This is a genomic window from Kitasatospora sp. NPDC057940 (genome assembly GCF_042887425.1).
In the GTDB taxonomy this organism is placed as follows: domain Bacteria; phylum Actinomycetota; class Actinomycetes; order Streptomycetales; family Streptomycetaceae; genus Kitasatospora.
In genome coordinates this window covers 77,892-93,721 of the sequence record NZ_JBHVPH010000031.1, presented here as the reverse complement: position 1 = coordinate 93,721, position 15,830 = coordinate 77,892, and the positions used below count along the sequence as shown (strand labels likewise).

General features: G+C 72.6%; 14 protein-coding genes. 4 read left to right on the top strand and 10 right to left on the bottom strand.

Translation table 11 applies throughout. The features are described from left to right. Window positions 1-259: hypothetical protein (locus ACFVTF_RS32880; protein WP_387817768.1), on the top strand; the 259-nt coding region annotated here is incomplete at its 5' end. Between the two features lie 163 nt (window positions 260-422). On the opposite strand, the gene tyrS is transcribed toward ACFVTF_RS32880, so the two are convergent. Next, complete coding sequence (gene tyrS, locus ACFVTF_RS32875; RefSeq protein ID WP_387817772.1) at window positions 423-1,694, bottom strand: tyrosine--tRNA ligase; 1,272 nt, start codon at window positions 1,692-1,694, stop codon at window positions 423-425. Between the two features lie 313 nt (window positions 1,695-2,007). Here tyrS and ACFVTF_RS32870 point away from each other — a divergent pair, with 313 nt between their 5' ends. Then, entirely contained in the window at window positions 2,008-2,550 is a 543-nt protein-coding gene (locus ACFVTF_RS32870; RefSeq protein ID WP_063349641.1) for an HNH endonuclease, read from the top strand. A gap of 34 nt (window positions 2,551-2,584) precedes the next feature. Here ACFVTF_RS32870 and ACFVTF_RS32865 read toward each other — a convergent pair whose 3' ends face one another. The 6 genes from ACFVTF_RS32865 to ACFVTF_RS32840 form a co-directional block, all read right to left on the bottom strand. After that, window positions 2,585-4,546 (bottom strand): PQQ-binding-like beta-propeller repeat protein, encoded by a 1,962-nt coding sequence (locus ACFVTF_RS32865; protein ID WP_387817767.1) that lies wholly within the window; start codon window positions 4,544-4,546, stop codon window positions 2,585-2,587. Between the two features lie 94 nt (window positions 4,547-4,640). Beyond that, entirely contained in the window at window positions 4,641-4,946 is a 306-nt protein-coding gene (locus ACFVTF_RS32860; RefSeq protein ID WP_350887574.1) for a 4a-hydroxytetrahydrobiopterin dehydratase, read from the bottom strand. A 176-nt stretch (window positions 4,947-5,122) separates the two neighbouring features. Beyond that, window positions 5,123-5,881: a sulfite exporter TauE/SafE family protein gene (locus ACFVTF_RS32855; protein ID WP_371519533.1), complete on the bottom strand. Its 759-nt coding sequence runs from the start codon at window positions 5,879-5,881 to the stop codon at window positions 5,123-5,125. Between the two features lie 191 nt (window positions 5,882-6,072). After that, window positions 6,073-7,122, bottom strand: coding sequence for an SPFH domain-containing protein (locus ACFVTF_RS32850; protein WP_363589446.1), 1,050 nt, complete (start codon window positions 7,120-7,122; stop codon window positions 6,073-6,075). A gap of 10 nt (window positions 7,123-7,132) precedes the next feature. Next, window positions 7,133-7,543, bottom strand: coding sequence for an NfeD family protein (locus tag ACFVTF_RS32845; protein ID WP_371522875.1), 411 nt, complete (start codon window positions 7,541-7,543; stop codon window positions 7,133-7,135). 155 nt (window positions 7,544-7,698) lie between these two features. Next, window positions 7,699-8,490 carry an ABC transporter ATP-binding protein gene (locus tag ACFVTF_RS32840; RefSeq protein WP_063349636.1) on the bottom strand — a complete coding sequence of 264 codons (792 nt, stop codon included), beginning with the start codon at window positions 8,488-8,490 and terminating at the stop codon, window positions 7,699-7,701. A gap of 148 nt (window positions 8,491-8,638) precedes the next feature. On the opposite strand from ACFVTF_RS32840, the gene ACFVTF_RS32835 reads away from it, so the two are divergent. Next, window positions 8,639-9,442: a hypothetical protein gene (locus ACFVTF_RS32835; protein WP_387817766.1), complete on the top strand. Its 804-nt coding sequence runs from the start codon at window positions 8,639-8,641 to the stop codon at window positions 9,440-9,442. 83 nt (window positions 9,443-9,525) lie between these two features. Here ACFVTF_RS32835 and ACFVTF_RS32830 read toward each other — a convergent pair whose 3' ends face one another. From ACFVTF_RS32830 to ACFVTF_RS32820, 3 genes are all read right to left on the bottom strand, one after another. Beyond that, window positions 9,526-10,203, bottom strand: coding sequence for a response regulator (locus ACFVTF_RS32830; protein ID WP_371519526.1), 678 nt, complete (start codon window positions 10,201-10,203; stop codon window positions 9,526-9,528). Beyond that, the gene (locus tag ACFVTF_RS32825; RefSeq protein ID WP_387817771.1) at window positions 10,196-11,353 is read right to left on the bottom strand and encodes a GAF domain-containing sensor histidine kinase; all 1,158 of its coding nucleotides are present in this window, start codon (window positions 11,351-11,353) and stop codon (window positions 10,196-10,198) included. Before ACFVTF_RS32825 ends, ACFVTF_RS32830 begins: the two co-directional genes overlap by 8 nt. Window positions 11,354-11,592: 239 nt before the next feature. Then, window positions 11,593-14,199 (bottom strand): FHA domain-containing protein, encoded by a 2,607-nt coding sequence (locus ACFVTF_RS32820; protein WP_387817765.1) that lies wholly within the window; start codon window positions 14,197-14,199, stop codon window positions 11,593-11,595. A 212-nt stretch (window positions 14,200-14,411) separates the two neighbouring features. Between ACFVTF_RS32820 and serB the strand changes: the two genes are divergently transcribed. Beyond that, window positions 14,412-15,668 (top strand): phosphoserine phosphatase SerB, encoded by a 1,257-nt coding sequence (gene serB, locus ACFVTF_RS32815; protein ID WP_371519521.1) that lies wholly within the window; start codon window positions 14,412-14,414, stop codon window positions 15,666-15,668. The last annotated feature ends 162 nt before the right edge of the window (window positions 15,669-15,830 follow it).

Sequence of the window (15,830 nt, the reverse complement as noted above, 5' to 3'; positions counted from 1 at the left end):
TGACTTTTGGCACGCTGTTGAGTTCTCAAGGAACGGACACTTCCTTCGGACCGCCTTCCAGCGGGCCCTCCGGGCGCTTCGTTCTTTCGTGTTTCCAGCTTACCAGATGTTTTCCGCTCCGTTTTCCGGAGTTTCATTCATCCGATTTCCCGAACTGGTCGGGCCGCTTTCCGCGACGGCCTCCACATTAGCGCATTTCGGTTGTTGCCCGAAATTCACACTCACCACGGTTGACGGGAACGCCAACAAACCCATGTGAATGGGTGTCGAGGTGGGGGTGGGTCCTGCAGAGTGGGGTGGCCGCATCAGCGACTCGTTCAACACTAGGCCACCCGGACGACATCGTCAAACACCGAAGGCGGGATCCGGCTGGATCCCGCCCTCGTATGTCGAAGCCGCAGCTCAGCGGCGTCGTGTTTCGGTCACGCCGTAGCCGGAACCAGCTCCGCCGCCGCCAGGTTGCGCTTGCCACGGCGCAGCACGAGCCAGCGACCGTGCAGCAGATCGGCCTCGGCCGGCACCGCTTCCTCGTCCGTCACCTTGACGTTGTTGAGGTAGGCGCCGCCCTCCTTGACCGTGCGGCGGGCAGCCGAACGGCTCGGCGCCAGGCCGACGGCGACCAACAGGTCGACCACCGAATGGAGTTCGGCCACCTCGGCCTTCGGGACCTCGGCCAGGGCGGCGGCCAGGGTCGGCGCCTCCAGGTCGGCGAGGTCGCCCTGGCCGAACAGCGCCTTGGACGCGGCGACCGCGCGCTCGTACTGCTCGGCGCCGTGGACGAGGGTGGTGAGCTCCTCGGCGAGGGCTCGCTGGGCGAGGCGGGCGGCGGGGCGCTCGGTGGTCTCGCGCTCCAGCTCCTCGATCTCCTCCTTCGAGCGGAAGCTGAAGATCCGCAGGAAGTTGGGGACGTCCCGGTCGTCCGCGTTCAGCCAGAACTGGTAGAAGGCGTACGGGGTGGTCAGCTCGGGGTCGAGCCAGACCGTGCCGGACTCGGTCTTGCCGAACTTGGTGCCGTCGGCCTTGACGATCAGCGGCGTGGCCAGCGCGTGCACGGACTTGGCGTCGGCCTTGCGGATCAGGTCCGTGCCGGCGGTCAGGTTGCCCCACTGGTCGCTGCCACCGGTCTGCAGGGTGCAGCCGTAGCGGCGGTTCAGCTCCAGGTAGTCCATGCCTTGCAGGATCTGGTAGCTGAACTCGGTGTAGCTGATGCCCGCGTCGGAGTTGAGCCGTCGGGCGACGGCCTCCTTGGCAATCATGTTGTTGACGCGGAAGTACTTGCCCACGTCGCGCAGCAGGCTGATGGCCGACATCCCGGACGTCCAGTCCAGGTTGTTGACCATGCGCGCCGCGTAGGGGCCCTCGAAATCGAGGAAGCGCGAGATCTGGCCCCGCAGCCGCTCGACCCAGCCGGCCACCGTCTCGGGGTCGTTGAGGACACGCTCGGCGGTGGGCTTCGGGTCACCGATGAGGCCCGTGGCGCCGCCGACCAGGCCGAGCGGGAGGTTTCCCGCCTGCTGGATGCGGCGCATGGTGAGGATCTGCACGAGGTTGCCGAGGTGCAGGCTGGGGGCCGTCGGGTCGAAGCCGCAATAGAACGTGACCGGGCCGTCCGCGAACGCCTTGCGCAGTGCGTCCTCGTCGGTGGACAGGGCGATCAGCCCCCGCCACCGCAGCTCGTCGACGATGTCCGTCACGGTCACGCTTCTCCTTCGATCGGGCGCCCGCCCGGTGGCGGCCCGTTCTCTCGGACCCCGGGTCGGTACGACTCCAGCGTGGTAGAGCCTACGCGGTCGGGGCCAGCGGGTTTTCCCCGAGCGTCGTGCCGCACTCCTCCCCCGGCCGCTCCGGCGCCCGTCTCCCGGCCGCTCCGGCGCCTGCCCGATACCGGAAATTCCGTTGTTCGTCGGCTGTGGGCCCGTTCAGAGTGGTGTCACCGCCGTGCGGCGGCAGTGACGTGTGTGGAGACGGTCGTGCCGCCGTGGCACGCCCGAGGGAAGGGTGTGCCGAGTGCGCAACACGCTGGTTCTGAACGCGAGCTACGAGCCCCTGACGACGGTGTCGCTCCAGCGCGCCGTCGTCCTGGTGCTCCAGGACAAGGCGGTGGTGGAGCAGGCGCATCCGCTGCGCACGGTCCGGGGGACGGGCGTCAGCATCCCGGTGCCGCGGGTGATCAGGCTGCAGCGCTACGTGAGAGTGCCGTTCCGACAACAGGCGCCGTGGTCGAGGCGGGGTGTCCTGGCCCGGGACCAGCACCTGTGCGCGTACTGCGGGCGGCGGGCCACCACGGTGGACCACCTGCAGCCCAGGTCGCGCGGCGGGGAGGACAGCTGGTTGAACACCGTGGCCGCGTGCCCGGAGGACAACCAGCGCAAGGCGGACCGGACACCCGAACAGGCCGGGATGAGGCTGCTGCGTCGGCCGTTCGTGCCGACCCCGCAGGCCACCCTCATGCTGGCGCTCGGCCTGCGCGGCTCGGAGGCCCGGGAGCTGGCCGACTGGCTGCCGGCCGTGCCGGGCCAGCCCGCTCCGACAGCCGTCCCGGCCGCGTGAGCGCCGCCGCGAGCTGCGGCCCGCGCGGCCCGGGCTAACCCTTCGCCTGGTAGCCCGCCGCCGTGCCGTAGTTGGCCGAGTGCTCGGGCATCACGACCACCCGCCCGCCGCCGATCAGCACCCGCCCGGAGACCAGCAGCGAACCGGTGCCCTGCGGGAAGTTGCCTCCGGTCGCCTCCTGGCCGCCGGCCAGCGGGAACCGGCTGAGGCGGGCGGGCTGGTCGCGGCGTTCGTCGGCGGCGAGCACCAGCGCGCCGCCGTCGACGCCGACCGCCCGGACGGTGCCCTTGGCGGCGGTCGGCGCCTTCCAGCGCTGCTTGCCGGTGTCGAGGTCGTAGCCGACCGCCGCGACCGGTCCGCCGCCGTTCGCCGGGACGAGCGTGGTGACCATCGTGCGGTTCTGGAAGAACACCTCGGGCGTGGCCGAGAACGTGCCGTGGCCGACGTCCAGCCGGCCGCCGTCGCCGACCACCGGGATCTCGGCGGCCGGGTCACCGCCCGCGCCCCAGGAGAACACCCGGTCGTCCTCCGGCTTCTCGCCCGTGGTGAGGACGACGGACGGCTCGGCGGACAGCACGGTCACCGTCTTCGGCCGGTTGTTCAGGCCGCGCCACCAACTGACCTTGCCGTCCGCCGTGTTCAGTGCGACGGCCTGGTCGGCGGGGGTCGAGTCGGCGCAGGAGGAGGCGACCAGCACGGTCTTGTCGGTCACGCCGCCGGACAGGGTGCAGAACTTCCCCTGCCCGGTGTACTGCCAGACGTCCTTGCCGTCCGCGGACTCCCAGGCGATCGCCCGGTCGTCGCCGACCGCGATCACCTTGTCCTCGGTGACGCCGATCCGCGCGCCGTACGCGCCCTTGGCGTCCGAGACGGTCTTCGTCCACGCGGTCTTGCCGGTCTTGGTGTCCACGGCGGCGACCAGCGTGCACGGGCTCTTCGGGTCGGCCTGGGCCCGGAACAGCACCGCGCCCAGCCCCGCCTGGTTGACCCCCGCCGACAGCCCGCACGGGACGGCCCCGGCGGCCGGTGGCTCGACCGACCAGACGGGCTTGCCGGCCGCGAGGTCGTAGGCCCGCACGCCGGCGGCGTCGGCACGGACCACCGCATCGGCCAGCAGCCAGCTGCCGACCAGCGTGTCGTCACCCGACGACCCGGACGCGGCGGGCTGGGCGGACCACACCTTGGTGTGCGCGACGGCGAAACCGGGCTCCCCGCCGCTGCTGGCGGCCGCGTTGCCGCCGCCCTCGGCCCCGACCATCAGGCCGGCCGCGACCAGCACGCCCAGCGCGGCCACCCCGGCGCCGGTGCGCACCAGCAGGGTCCGCCGGTTGGGCACGTGCTCGCCGGTGAGTACCGCCCCGGCGGCGGCACGGGCCCTGGCCGAGAGCGAAGAGCCCGCCGTCGAGGAGCCCGTCTTCGGGGAGCCCGTCTTCGGGGACCTGCCCCGACGGGCGGCAGCCCGCGACGGCGCGACGGGCGCGGCCTCGGGCGTCGTGTCCGGCTCGGGTTCCGGCTCCGTGGACGGCTCCACCGGAGCGGGCTCGGCATCCTCGATGTGCACGTACCCGTCGGCCGAGTACTCCGCCCCCGCCGGGACGTACAGCCCCTCCCCCGCAGGCTGCTCCGGGACGGCGTACGGCGCGTACTGCTGCTGCCCGTGGTCCGGGTACGGCTGGTACTGCTGGTAGTGCCCCTCGGCGTAACCACCCTGGACGTAGCCGCCCTCGACGTACCCGGTCTGGGCGTAGCCGGTCTGCGCGTACTGAGGGTCCTGTCCGTACGGCGAGCCCTGCCCGTCCTGCTGCGGGTACGGCAGGCCCTGCCCGTACCCGCCCTGCCCGTACCCGCCCTGGCCGTAGCCCGCCGTCGTCTGCCAGTACTCCTGCTGCGGGTGGTCCCGCGGCTGCGGCTCCTGGTGCCCGCCGCCCGGCCAGGCCTGCTGGCCCTGCGGGTACCACGGCTGCTGCTGGGCGTCTCCGAAGGGCTCCTGCGCCATCCGTTCCCGTCCCTCCCGAGCCGCCTGCCGATGCGGCAGTCAGCATCTCACGCCCGTTCGAGCGCGCCGCCCCGGCCTCGGGGGGTCGGGGAGGTCAGCCCGCGGACTCCGCGTTCAACGCCTCGTCGATGCGGGCGGCCAGGGTGAAGTCCAGGCCGGTCAGCCCGCCCGCGCTGTGGGTGGAGAGGACGAAGCGCAGGGTGCGCCAGCGGATGTCGACGTCGGGGTGGTGGTCGAGCGCCTCGGCCTGTTCGGCGACGGCGACGACCACCCGGATCGCCGCCGGGAAGTCGGGGGCGTCGGCCGCGCGGACGATGCTGTCGCCCTCCCTGGTCCACCGCGGCAGTGCGGCCAGGGCCGCCGTGATCTCGTCCTCGCTCAGCCGTGCCCTGCTGCTCATCGAAGCTCTTCCGTTCGTCGTCTCGTCGTCCGGTCAGGCGTGCATTGCGAGGAACATACCGAGCCGGGGCCCTCCGCACCGGACGACACAGCCGCTGACGGACAGCCCCCGACTGGCGGCAGCCCCTGGCAGGCGGCAGCCCCCGGCAGACGCCCCCCCGACGGATGCTCAGCTCATCAGCTCAGCAGCAGTTTGGTGACCGCGGCGAGGCCGACCACCACGATGATCCCGCGCAGCGCGGCCGGCGGCAGGCGGCGGCCGACCTTGGCGCCGAGCAGGCCGCCGACCAGCGAGCCCGCCGCGATCAGGCCTGCGGCCGCCCAGTTGACAGTGGCGGTGAACAGGAAGAACAGCGCGGCGACGCCGTTGACGACCATCGCCAGCGCGTTCTTCACGGCGTTGATCCGCTGCAGGTCCTCCTGGAGCAGGATGCCCATCAGCGCCAGCAGCAGGACGCCCTGCGCGGCGCCGAAGTAGCCGCCGTAGATGCCGGTGAGGAAGACGCCGACGAACAGCAGCAGGCCGCCGTCCGGGTCCCCGTCGGGGCGGCGGCGGGCGGCGACCGCCTTGGCGACCTTGGGCTGGATCACCACCAGGACGAGGGCGAGCAGGATCAGTACCGGGACGATCGCGTCGAAGGCGCCTTTCGGCAGTCTGATCAGCAGCAGCGCGCCGACCAGCCCGCCGAGCAGCGAGGCGGTGCCCAGGCGCAGCAGCCGGTGGCCCTGGCCGGCCAGCTCGCGGCGGTAGCCGATCACGCCGCTGAGCGAACCGGGCACCAGGCCGAAGGTGTTGGAGACGTTGGCGGTGACCGGTGGAATCCCGATGGCGAGCAGCACCGGGAACGTGATCAGCGTGCCGGAGCCGACGATCACGTTGATCATCCCGGCGCCGACGCCCGCCACCAGGACGGCGATGCCCTCCCAGAGCGTCATGGGTCACCTCTCCTCTCGGTCCTGTCCGGGGGGATCATGCCGGACGGCCCGCCGGTCGGACCAGAGCCGCCCACGATTCGGGACACGCGCCGCGACCGCCACGCACCACGACCGCCACGCACCACGACCGCCACACGCCGGGGGCCCGCCACCGAGCGGTGGCGGGCCCCCTGGCCGGACGGTTCAGCCGGTCACTCCGGGTCGATCTTGCGGTACTCGCGGGCCGGGTCCACCCGGGGGCGGGCGGCACCCTTCTCGGTGTCCACCGGGCGCGGGCCGGCCGCCGGGTCGAGCGGCACCTGGGTGGCCGCGGGGGCCGCCTGCGGGACGCTCGGGGCGGCGACCGCGCCGCCGTTGACGCCGGGGTTGCCGGTCAGCCCGCCGAAGGCGCCGCCGAGGCCCTTGAGGGCGTCGCCGACCTCGCTGGGGATGATCCAGAGCTTGTTGGAGTCGCCCTTGGCCAGCTCGGGCAGGGTCTGCAGGTACTGGTAGGCGAGCAGCTTCTGGTCGGCGTCGCCGTCGTGGATGGCCTCGAAGACCGTCCGGATCGCGGCCGCCTCACCGTCGGCGCGCAGCACCGCGGCCTGCGCCTCACCCTCGGCCCGGAGCACGTCGGCCTGCTTCTCACCCTCGGCCTTGAGGATCTGGGCCTGCCGCTGGCCCTCGGCGGTGAGGATCGCGGCGCGCTTGTCACGGTCGGCGCGCATCTGCTTCTCCATCGAGTCCTGGATGGAGGTGGGCGGCTCGATCGCCTTCAGCTCGACGCGGTTGACCCGGATGCCCCACTTGCCGGTGGCCTCGTCCAGGACGCCGCGCAGACCGGCGTTGATGACCTCGCGCGAGGTCAGGGTGGATTCGAGGTCCATCGAGCCGATGATGTTGCGCAGCGTGGTGACGGTCAGCTGCTCGATGGCCTGGATGTAGCTGGCGACCTCGTAGGTGGCCGCGCGCGGGTCGGTGACCTGGTAGTAGATCACCGTGTCGATGTTGACCACCAGGTTGTCCTGGGTGATCACCGGCTGCGGCGGGAACGGCACGACCTGCTCGCGCAGGTCGATCCGGTTGCGGACCCGGTCGATGAACGGGACGACGATGTTCAGGCCTGCGTTGAGCGTCCGGGTGTAGCGGCCGAAGCGCTCCACGATCGCGGCGCTGGCCTGCGGGATGACCTGGATCGTCTTGATCAGCGCGATGAAGGCCACCACGACCAGGACGACCAAAACGATAAGGACGGGTTCCACGGACTCTCCCCTAGATGACCAGGGCGGTCGCGCCCTGGATTTCGACGACGTCGACCTGCTGCCCCGGTTGGTACACGCTGTCGGGGTGGAGCGCGCGGGCCGACCAGATCTCGCCGTTCAGCTTGATCCGTCCGCCCTCCCCGTCGACGGTTTCCGCGACGACCGCGGTGGCGCCCTGGAGCGCCTCGATGCCCATCTTGATGTGCGGGCCCTGCCGCAGTTGCCGGTAGGCGATCGGGCGGACGAAGACCAGCAGCGAGACCGAGACCGTGATGAAGACCAGGGTCTGCCAGACCGCGTCTCCGCCCAGCCCGGCCACGCCGGCGGCCACCAGCGCACCGACCGCGAACATGGCGAACTCCGGCATCGCGGTCAGCACCAGCGGTATGCCGAGCCCGACGGCGGCCAGGAGCCACCAGATCCAGCTGTCCACGTGTCCATCCTAGGGAGCGAAGGGCCTTCGAGGCGGACAGTTCCCGCAGGTCGAGGGGCGGAAACCGGTCGCGCGTGCGACCGGTCCCCGGAAACCCGACGACATCGGAGCGTGCGAGGTGCGTGCGAGGCGCGGACGGGGGCTCAGCCCAGCGGCAGGCCCTGCGCGGACCAGCGGTCCCCGTGGCGCTCCAGGGTGAGCGGCAGGCCGAAGCACTTGGAGAGGTTGCGGGCGGTCAGCTCGGTGTCGATCGGACCGGCGGTGAGCACCTTGCCCTGGCGGATCATCAGGACGTGGGTGAAGCCCGGCGCGATCTCCTCGACGTGGTGGGTGACCATCGCCATGGCCGGGGCGAACTCGTCCTGGGCGAGCGCGCCGAGCCGGCGGACGAGGTCCTCGCGGCCGCCGAGGTCCAGGCCGGCCGCGGGCTCGTCGAGCAGCAGCAGCTCGGGGTCGGTCATCAGGGCGCGGGCGATCAGGGTGCGCTTGCGCTCGCCCTCGGAGAGGGTGCCGAACTTGCGGCCGGTGAGGTTGGACATGCCCATCCGGTCGAGCAGAGCGAGCGCCCGGGACTCGTCGAACTGCTCGTAGGTCTCCTGCCAGCTGACCGTCATGCCGTAGGCGGCGGTCAGCACGGTCTGCAGCACCGTCTGCTCGGCCGGCAGCTTGTCGAACATGGCGGCGCCGGCCAGGCCGATCCGGGAGCGCAGCTCGAAGACGTCGACCTCGCCCAGCTTCTCGCCCAGCACCGACACCTTGCCCGCGGTCGGGAACAGGTAGGTGGCGGCGATCTGCAGCAGGGTGGTCTTCCCGGCGCCGTTGGGGCCCAGGATGACCCAGCGCTCCCCCTCGGAGATGGACCACGAGACCTGGTCGACCAGCGCGCGTCCCTCCCGGACCACGGATACGTCCACCAGCTCCAGCACGTCGCTCATGCCTACGCCTTCCCCAATACAAGAATTTCGGCCGTCGGTGCGGGCGGCGAGCCTACTCCGGCAGCCGGTGGGCACGGGGTGGGTGCGCCGCACACGCATGGGCAAACCTACGCCACGCGGATGACCGCCGATTCCGTAGGCTGGCCGGATGCTCGCGACTCCTCCCGACAATCCGTACGAAGAACCCCGTTCGGGGCGGCTGACCGCGTGGGGCAACGCCCTGCTGGCCGGTCTGGTGCCGCCGGACAACGCCGCCGCGGCCGTGCTGGGCGACGACGAGAGCCACCGGGTGACCGGGCTGCCCGGAGACGGACCGGACGAACGGCACGGCCTCACCTGGGCGCTGGGGCGGCTCCGGGTGCTCGGGGTGAAGGGCCTGCGGCTGGCTCTGCCGTCCGCCGGGCACCCGCTGGGGCTGACCGGTCCGGCGCCGTTCAACGAGCGGGCGATGGGCGTCGGCGAGGCGGTGCTGGCGGTGGGAGTACCGCTCGGACTGGTGCCGGAGGTGGAGGTGTTCGGCCCGGCCGGGGACCGTTCGGCGACGGTGCTGTGGCGCTGCCTTGAGACCAACGACACACCGCCGGCCGACGTCCCCTCGCTGCACGAGGCCGAACGGGAGCTGGCCGACGGGCTGCGCGAGGCGACGCTCCTGCTGACCCGGCTGGACGTGGCGGGCGCCGGGCCGGAGGCGCTGCGGGCGCTGGAGGCGTACCGCCGGCGCGGGCACGCCGAACTGCTGGCGCCCGGGTACCCGCCGCGCGCGGTGCGGGTGCTGGAGTCGGCCCGGCAGGTGTCGGCGCTGCTGGCGATCGCCGCGGGCGGGCACGGCGCGGCGGTCAGCGCCTCCGAGATGGCGGCGCGGCAGGCGGTGCTGGCGCCGCTGCGGCGCACCGCCCGGCGGGCGCAGGTGGCGGCGTACAACGCGCTGGTCGACGAGCGCGAGGACCGCTGAGCACGAGGACCGCTCAGCTGAGCACGAGAGCCGCTCAGCAGCCGGACAGCTGAGCAGCCGGGCAGCCGCGCGCCCGCGGCCCGCTAGGACGGGCCGCCGGCCCTCGCCTCGCCGTTGCGGACGGCCCACAGGGCCGCCTGGGTGCGGTCCGCCAGGTCCAGCTTCATCAGGATGTTGGAGACGTGGGTCTTCACCGTCTTCTCCGACAGGTGCAGGCTGCGGGCGATCTCCCGGTTGGAGCGGCCGTCGGCGATGTGGCCGAGGACCTCGCGCTCGCGTTCGGTGAGGGTGCCGCCGCGGCCCTGCGGGGCGCGGGGGCCGTCGTCGGCGAGCAGCGCCTCGGCCAGTTCGGGCTGGAGCAGGACGTGGCCGGCGTGCACCGAGCGGATCGCGCCGGCCAGCGCCTCCGGGTCGACGTCCTTGTAGACGTACCCGGCGGCGCCGGCCCGCAGCGCGGGGACCATCGTGCGGTGCTCGGTGAAGCTGGTGACGATCAGGATCCGGGCCCGGCTGCCCTCGCCCTTGAGCGTGCGCAGCGCCTCGATGCCGTCGACGCCGGGCATCTTGAGGTCCATCAGGACGACGTCGGGGTCGAGTTCGCGGGCGCGCTCGACGCCCTCGGCCCCGTCGGCGGCCTCCCCGACCACCTCGATGTCGTCCTGGACCTCCAGGAACGTGCGCAGCCCGCGGCGGACCACCTGGTGGTCGTCGACCAGCAGGACGCGGATCGACGGCGTGCCGTGAGGCGGGTTGTCAGGCACCGGGGACCTCCATCTCGACGAGCGTCCCCCGGCCGGGGGCGGACTCCAGGGTGAGCGTGCCGCCGACGGCGGCCGCGCGGTCGCGCATCGAGGCCAGGCCGAGGTGGCGCCCGGCCCGGCGGACGGACTCGGGGTCGAAGCCGTGCCCGTCGTCGCGCACCCGCAGCACGGCGCCGCGCGGGGGCGTGCCTGCGAGGGTGACGGTGACGCGGCCGGCTCCGGAGTGGCGCAGCGCGTTGTGCAGCGCCTCCTGGGCGACCCGCAGCAGCGCGGCCTCCTGCGCGGGCGGCAGGGCGCGGACGCCGTCGGCGGCGAAGGCGACGTCCGCGGTGTGGGCCCGGTCGAGGACCTGCACCTGGGAGGCGAGGGTGGCGCTCAGCCCGTCCTCCTCCAGGGCGGCGGGGCGCAGTTCGACGACGACGGCGCGCAGTTCGTCGGCGGCCTCGGCGGCGAGCCGGGCGACCTCGGCGAGTTCGGCGCGGGCCCGGGCCGGATCGCGGTCGACGAGCGTGGCGGCGGCCTTGGCGGTGAGCCGCAGCGAGAAGAGCTTCTGCGCGACGGCGTCGTGCAGGTCGTGGGCGATGCGGGCGCGTTCGCCGGCCAGGGTGAGTTCGCGGCTGCGCTCGTACAGGCGGGCGTTGGAGAGGGCCAGGGCGGCGTGCGCTGCGAGTATCCGCAGCAGTTCCTCGTCGTGGTCGGTGAACAGGCCGCCGCCGCGCTTGTTGGCGAGGAAGATGACGCCGATGACCTGCGGTTCGTCCTCGGCGGCCTCGGCGTCCAGGATGGGCATGCCGAGGAAGGCGTCCATCTCGGGGTGGGCGGCCGGCCAGCCGCCGAAGGCCGGGGCCCTGCGGACGTCGGCGAGCCGGGTGGGGCCGGTCTCGTGCAGCATCTTGGCGAGGACGCCGTGCTGGCGGGGCAGCGGGCCGATCGCCCGCCACTGCTCGTCGGTGACGCCGTCGACGACGAACTGGGCGAAGCCGCCGTGGTCGTCGGGCACGCCCAGGGCCGCGTACTCGGCGCCGAGCAGGTCGCGGGCGGAGGCGGTGATGCGGCGCAGCACCTCGCGGACCTCCAGGTGCCGGCTCATCGCGAGCAGCGCCTGGCTGACCGCCTCGATGCCGGCCAGGCAGGGGTCGCAGCCGGGCATGGGGCGGGCCGGGCCGCGCAGGTCGAGGTGCGGACCGGCCGGGCTCCGGTGGTCGCTGGGCGTGCTGGGCATACCGCCAAACTACCGCCGCCGCGGGCGCCGCCGCGTCGGTCCGCGGCCGGGGTGGGCGCAGGTCCGGGGACCTAGGTCCCGGGGCCCGCGCAACGGCCGAGGGGCGGCTCTCCGGTGACGGGAGAGCCGCCCCTCGGCGGGCGGGACGAAGGCGGGGGCGAAGGGGGTCAGCCCTTCTGCATGACCTCGGGCTCGTGGCGGCGCTGGAGCCGGGTGACGATGACGCCGATGACGATCGAGATCGCGATCAGCGCGCCCGCGTCGATCGCCCACTGGGCGACGCTGGCCGTCCACAGCGGGTCGTACTGGGGGTTCTCGAAGTCCTTGTTCCAGGGGCCCATGAGCTTGGACAGGTCCAGTGTGGTGGCCACGATGCCGGTGCCCCAGCGGGCCGGCATCAGCCAGGCGGCCTGCTCCAGGCCGGGCTTGCCGAAGAGCTGGAACAGGCAGCCGGTGAAGACGACCTGGATGATGGCGAACATGACCAGCAGCGGCATGGTCTTCTCGGCGGTCTTGACCAGGGCCGAGATCATCAGGCCGAACATCATCGCGGTGAAGCTGAGCAGGATCATGCCGATGGTCATCTCGATGATCGGCAGGTCCTTGACGATCAGGCCGTGCTCGGGGAGCTTGCGCGGCAGGAAGCCGACCGCGGCGACGATGGCGCCCTGGATCACGCTGAAGAAGCCCAGCACGATGATCTTGGACATCATGTACGCCGATCGGGAGAGCCCGGTGGCCCGTTCCCGTTCGTAGATGGCCCGTTCCTTGATCAGTTCGCGGACCGAGTTGGCCGCTCCGGAGAAGCAGGCTCCGATCGCCAGGATCATGATGATCGTCGCGGCCCCGCTGTTGAGGTGGAGCTGCGTGTTCGGATTGGGCGCGAGGCCAGCCCCGTTGGGGACCAGCACGCTGACCGCGCCGATGACGGCGGGCAGCAGCACCGACAGCGCCAGGAAGCCGCGGTCCGAGGCGAGGACCGACATGTAGCGGCGCATCAGCGTCCACAGCTGGGAGCCCCAGCTCTGCGGCTTCGGCGGCCGGACGGCCTCCTGGGCGACCTGGGCGTGCTGCACCTCGCCCGACTCCACGTCGGGGGCGGAGTACTGCTGGTAGTGCACCGAGCCGCGGTAGCGGCCGGCCCAGTCGTGGTCCGGGTAGTTCTCGAAGGCCTGGAAGACGTCCGCCCAGGTCTCGTACCCGAAGAAGTGCAGCGCCTCGTCCGGCGGGCCGAAGTAGGCCACCGCGCCGCCCGGCGCCATCACCAGCAGGCGGTCGCAGAGCGCGAGTTCGGCCACCGAGTGGGTGACGACCAGGATGGTGCGGCCGTCGTCGGCGAGACCGCGCAGCATCTGCATGACCTCGCGGTCCATGCCCGGGTCGAGGCCCGAGGTGGGCTCGTCCAGGAAGATCAACGACGGCTTGGTGAGCAGTTCCAGGGCGACCGAGACGCGCTTCTGCTGGCCGCCGGAGAGCGCGGTGATCTTGTTGTCGGCGCGCTTGTCCAGGCGCAGCTCGTACAGCACCTCGTCGATCCGGGCCGCGCGCTCGCGCGCCTCGGTGTCGCCGGGGAAGCGCAGCCGGGCCGCGTACTTGAGGCCGGTGCGGACGGTGAGTTCCTTGTGCAGGATCTCGGACTGCGGCACCAGGCCGATGCGCGAGCGGAGTTCGGCGAACTGCTTGTAGAGGTTTCGGCCGTCGTACAGGACCTCGCCGCGGTCGGCCGGGCGGTAGCCGGTGAGGGCGCGCAGCAGGGTCGACTTGCCGGATCCGGACGGGCCGATGACGGCGACCAGGGACTTCTCCGGGACGCCGAAGCTGACGTCGTCGAGCAGGATCTTCTTGGCGCCCTTGTGCTCGACCTCGACGGTCAGGTGGCGGGCGGAGAAGGAGACCGCGCCGGTGTCGACGAACTCCTGCAGCTGGTCGCCGACCAGGACGAAGCTGGAGTGGCCGACGGTCAGCCGGTCCTGCGGGCCCATCAGCTGGCGCTGCACCCGCTGGCCGTTGAGGAAGATCCCGTTGTGGCTGCCGAGGTCGACGATCTCGTAGCGGCCGTCCTGGAGCTGGCGCAGCTCGGCGTGGTGGCGGGAGACCTGGAGGTCGGAGACCACGACGTCGTTGTCGAGCGCGCGGCCGATCCGGACGGTGCGCATGGCGGCGGTCAGGTTGCGGATGATCGTCGGCTGCGGGCCGTCGCCGTCCTGCGGGGCGGGCGGGAAGGCCTGCTGCTGCGGGAAGCCGCCCTGCTGGTGCTGGGGCTGGGGTTGGGGCGGGTGCGGGTGCTGCTGCTGCTGCTGCTGCGGGAACGGCGGCTGGGGCCGGCCCGCCCAGGCCTGCTCGGGCTGCGGCGGGTAGGGGGCCTGCGGCGACCACCCCTGTTGCGGGGCCGGCGGCTGGGGCGTCGGCGCGGCGCTGCGGCTGGTGGCGGCCTCGTGCCAGGCGGGAGCCTGCGGGGCGGCGGCCTGCGGGGCGGCGTGGGCGGGCGCGGAGAAGCCGAGCCGGGGTCCGTTCTCCGGGTTGCCGAGGTTGACGACGGCGCCGGGGAACAGCTGGGCCTGCATCGTCCGGGCACCGGCCGTGTAGGTGCCGTTGGTGCTGCCGTGGTCGTCCAGCTGCCAGCCGCTGCCGTTGAAGGTGATGGTCCCGTGGTTCCAGGAGACCCTGGCGTCGTCGAACGTGAAGTCCGACTGCGGGTTGCGCCCGATGGTGTAGGACCGCCCGGGCTCCAGAATCCGCTGCTGTCCGTTGATATCGATGACGAGTTGCGGCACTGCGCGCCTGCCCCGCTCTCTCGGTTCCCCCGAATTGTGCCCCCGACCAGGGGTGCGATGTTTCCGAAACTGACGGGGGGAATCATTCCAGCCTGCTGACCGCCGATAAAAGTCACCCCGGGTGACTGTGACCAGGCTGCTACCCGGCACCCGTCCGCGACGTGGGACGGGTGCTCTGGGCCCGCCGGCCGGCGGGTAGCGTGGGAGACACCATGAACGCATCGCCCCTGGCCGCTGAGCCCCTCCCCGCCGCCCAGCCCCGGACCGCGGACGAGCGCACCCTGCTCGTCAAGGTGTTCGGCAAGGACCGCCCCGGCATCACCGCCGGCCTCTTCGCCACCCTGGCCGGCTTCGCCGTCGACGTGATCGACATCGAACAGGTCGTGACCCGTGGCCGCATCACGCTCTGCGCACTGGTCACCCCGCCCACCGCTCCCGGCGCCGAGGGCGGGCTGCGGGCCACCGTGCACCGCTGGGCGGAGGAGCAGAAGCTCCAGGCCGAGATCCTCTCCGGCATCGGCGACAACCGGCCGCGCCGCGAGGGCCGTTCGCACGTCACCGTGCTCGGCAATCCGCTGACCTCCGCCGCCGTCTCCGCGCTCACCTCCCGGATCACCGCGGCGGGCGGCAACATCGACCGTGTGTTCCGGCTCGCCAAGTACCCGGTGACGGCGGTCGAACTGGCCGTGTCCGGTGTGGCCACCGACGAGCTGCGGGCCGAACTGGCCCAGGAGGCGGCCACCCAGCGGGTGGACGTCGCGGTGGTCGCGGCCGGGCTGGAGCGCCGGGCCAAGCGCCTGGTGGTGATGGACGTCGACTCCACGCTCATCCAGGACGAGGTGATCGAGCTGTTCGCGGCCCACGCGGGCTGCGAGGAGGAGGTCGCCGAGGTGACGGCGCAGGCGATGCGCGGCGAGCTGGACTTCGCCGAGTCGCTGCGGGCCCGGGTCGCGCTGCTGGCCGGGCTGGACGCCTCGGTGACCGAGAAGGTGCGCGCGGAGGTCCGTTTCACGCCGGGGGCGCGCACCCTGATCCGCACGCTCCAGCGGCTGGGCTACCAGGTCGCGGTGGTGTCGGGCGGGTTCACCCAGGTCACCGACCACCTGGTCGAGGAGCTGGGGCTGGACTTCGCGGCCGCCAACACCCTGGAGGTGGTGGACGGAAAGTTCACCGGCCGGGTGGTCGGCGAGATCGTGGACCGCGCGGGCAAGGCCCGCTGGCTGGCCCGGTTCGCCGAGCAGGCGAAGGTGCCGCTGTCGCAGACGGTGGCGATCGGCGACGGCGCCAACGACCTGGACATGCTGAACGCGGCCGGGCTGGGCGTGGCGTTCAACGCCAAGCCGGTGGTGCGCGAGGCCGCCGACACCGCCGTCAACGTGCCGTTCCTGGACACCGTGCTGTACCTGCTGGGCATCACCCGGGAGGAGGTCGAGGCGGCCGACGCGGTGGACGGCAGCCTGACCGAGTAGAGCCTGAAGACGCACGAGAGGGGCGGGGGGGGCGGGGGGGCGCCGCCCGCCCCCGCCGCGCGACACCCACACCCCCCCCCCCCCCCCCCCACCCCCCCCCCCCCGCCCCCCCCCCCCCCCCCCCCCCCCCGCAGAAACAAAAAACAGAGCCACACAAACAGC

Bases quoted from the DNA above. Each gene is read 5' to 3' on its own strand.
- ACFVTF_RS32860 (WP_350887574.1), bottom strand. From the start codon at position 4,946: ATGAGCAGCAGGGCACGGCTGAGCGAGGACGAGATCACGGCGGCCCTG.
- ACFVTF_RS32855 (WP_371519533.1), bottom strand. From the start codon at position 5,881: ATGACGCTCTGGGAGGGCATCGCCGTCCTGGTGGCGGGCGTCGGCGCC.
- ACFVTF_RS32835 (WP_387817766.1), top strand. From the start codon at position 8,639: ATGCTCGCGACTCCTCCCGACAATCCGTACGAAGAACCCCGTTCGGGG.
- ACFVTF_RS32840 (WP_063349636.1), bottom strand. From the start codon at position 8,490: ATGAGCGACGTGCTGGAGCTGGTGGACGTATCCGTGGTCCGGGAGGGA.
- serB (WP_371519521.1), top strand. From the start codon at position 14,412: ATGAACGCATCGCCCCTGGCCGCTGAGCCCCTCCCCGCCGCCCAGCCC.
- ACFVTF_RS32825 (WP_387817771.1), bottom strand. From the start codon at position 11,353: ATGCCCGGCTGCGACCCCTGCCTGGCCGGCATCGAGGCGGTCAGCCAG.
- ACFVTF_RS32865 (WP_387817767.1), bottom strand. From the start codon at position 4,546: ATGGCGCAGGAGCCCTTCGGAGACGCCCAGCAGCAGCCGTGGTACCCG.